Genomic DNA, 1,414 nt, shown 5'->3' with positions numbered 1-1,414 from the left:
GCATTATCAGCGGCCTGATCGCCATTGATCCAGCTCTTGAGATCCTCGACCTTCTGGTTGACGTATTGTCCCGGGCCGGTCTGGTCAATCCATCCACCTGCAGCTTTGCCTCCTGCATAGCCTGTCGCGGCCCCTGCGGTCGCCCCGGCAGCGCCGCCCACCCATGCGCCATAGCCACCGCCACTGATGGTTCCGAAGCCGGGCGCGACAAATGTGCCGCCGCCTGCACCAGCCGCGCCACCGAGTGCCGCTCCTGCGACAAGGCCGCCCGCGCCTCCGCCGACCAGACCGAGATTGCCGAGCAGGTTTTCGAAAAAGCCTCCGCTCATAGGGTCTCTTGCTTTCCTGTTTGACCGGCCATCGCCTCAATAATTCCCCGCATGAACAATTTGATCTGCTCGTCAGGCGATTTGCCTTGTCCGCCAATGAACTGATGAGCATCCGCAGACTGTGCGATCCGGCCATTCGTCTTGCACATCATGAACGCCCATCTGCAGTGAGCGCCTTCCGAGACGAGCCCTAGCCGCTTGCCGGTCTCTTCGCTGATGCGGATGTGCTCCTCCAATGCTTGCCTTGAGGCACCATGAGTTTCCGCCGGGCAGGTCTCCTGCAGATAGGTTATCCGTCTTCGTCGAGCCGCAAGCCTACGTTTCTCCTCGATGCCCTTGACCTCTTCGAGACTGAGCTTGAGTGGCCCCGCGGGTGGTGGCATATCCCCAGCGTGCATGAGGCGTAAGGGCCGCTCTGCCCAGTCGGTGTCAGGGCTGCAGAGGATCTGTGAGGCGGGCCCCAGAACGCGCGCCATGCTGGCATGCGCGAGGGCAGGCAGTACCTGCGCCATGACATTTGCGTCGCAGTGCCGGAACAGGACCATCTCGTAATCGCTGTCCCTGGCGTCATCTTCGAGGGACAGCGGATTGCGCTCGTAGCTTTGGCCTCGATCCATGGCGGCGTCTGTTGGCAGCAGGATCTTGTTGATGCCCCGCAAATGTCTGTAGAGCGCCTCTCCACCGGCCTCACACACCCAGAAGACGATAGCCGGACGTTGCTCGACCAGATCGAGAAGTCGCTCCAGCACGGGCGCAAGTGGCGCAGTATCGTTCTGATCCTCATCACGGCGATGCGCTTTGCGATCGCGATCCAGCCAGACCAGTTGCGGTGCGGTTCGCAGCTGATCGGCTGTTCCATTGCCTCGGTCGAGATAGAGCGGGCGGTGGGTGAAGTCGCCTTCGAACAAGGCGCTCGGCAGATCGTCGAACTGTGCGCCGTCCAGCACGGCAAAGACCGGCAGAGCACTCGCCAGAATGACCGGCTTCAGGGCAGTGTTATCGGCCATCTCAACCTCTCACGAACGGCGTGGAAGACTTGGCCATCTCGCGCAGGCACGATGCGCCTTCGCCGGGGCCGCCTTTCT

General features: G+C 62.0%; 2 protein-coding genes. Both read right to left on the bottom strand.

Annotated features, from left to right (window positions below; genetic code table 11):
* Window positions 1–329: hypothetical protein (locus tag E8M78_RS18640; RefSeq protein WP_137136483.1), on the bottom strand; the 329-nt coding region annotated here is incomplete at its 3' end.
* A complete protein-coding gene (locus E8M78_RS18635) occupies window positions 326–1,336 on the bottom strand; it encodes a DUF4123 domain-containing protein (RefSeq protein ID WP_137136482.1) in 1,011 nt (336 codons plus the stop codon). The genes E8M78_RS18640 and E8M78_RS18635, both read right to left, overlap by 4 nt.
* Between the last annotated feature and the right edge of the window lie 78 nt (window positions 1,337–1,414).

It is taken from the genome of Rhizobium sp. FKY42 (assembly GCF_005222835.1).
Taxonomy (GTDB): Bacteria; Pseudomonadota; Alphaproteobacteria; order Rhizobiales; family Rhizobiaceae; genus Neorhizobium.
The sequence above is the reverse complement of the archived record's forward strand: the minus strand, read 5'-3'. Positions and strand labels throughout refer to the sequence as shown.